Origin of the sequence: Mesorhizobium sp. M1A.F.Ca.ET.072.01.1.1, from assembly GCF_004023325.1 — a bacterium.
Classification (GTDB): domain Bacteria; phylum Pseudomonadota; class Alphaproteobacteria; order Rhizobiales; family Rhizobiaceae; genus Mesorhizobium.
Window position 1 is genome coordinate 1 of the sequence record NZ_RZSF01000696.1, and the last position, 610, is coordinate 610.

Consider the following 610-nt stretch of genomic DNA (forward strand, 5'->3'; position numbering starts at 1 on the left):
CCATTCGCGGATGTTGTGGATGTTGCGGCCCGTCGACAGGTCCATCACCGTGTCGGCGCCCCAGCGGATCGCCCAGACCATCTTTTCGACCTCTTCGGCCATCGAGGAGGTGACGGCGGAATTGCCGATATTGGCGTTGATCTTCACCAGGAAATTGCGGCCGATGATCATCGGCTCGCTCTCGGGATGGTTGATGTTGGCGGGAATGATCGCACGGCCGCGCGCCACCTCGTCGCGCACGAATTCCGGCGTGACGAAATCCGGGATCGATGCGCCGAACGCCTCGCCGTCCTGTTTCGGTGCGTTCCGCAGTATCTCGCGGCCGAGGTTTTCGCGGATGGCGACGAATTCCATCTCGGGCGTGATGATGCCGGCGCGCGCATAGGCGAGCTGCGTTACCGCCTTGCCGGCTTTGGCCCTCAGTGGACGGTTGCGGATCGCAAATTCCCGCGTGAGACGCTCGCCTGCCGCAAACCCGTTGTCCTCCGGCCTGACATGGCGGCCGTCATAGGATTCGACATCGCCGCGCGCCGCGAGCCAGTCCTGTCGGAGTCGGCCAAGACCCTTTTCGATGTCCGTTTCAATCGCGGGATCGGTGTAGGGGCCAGAC

1 protein-coding gene is annotated in these 610 nt (G+C 63.4%); it reads right to left on the reverse strand.

What is annotated here, in order from left to right; all coding sequences use genetic code 11:
- A partial coding sequence (locus EOA32_RS37600; protein WP_189407743.1) for a phosphomethylpyrimidine synthase ThiC occupies positions 1-610 on the reverse strand: 610 nt, incomplete at both ends.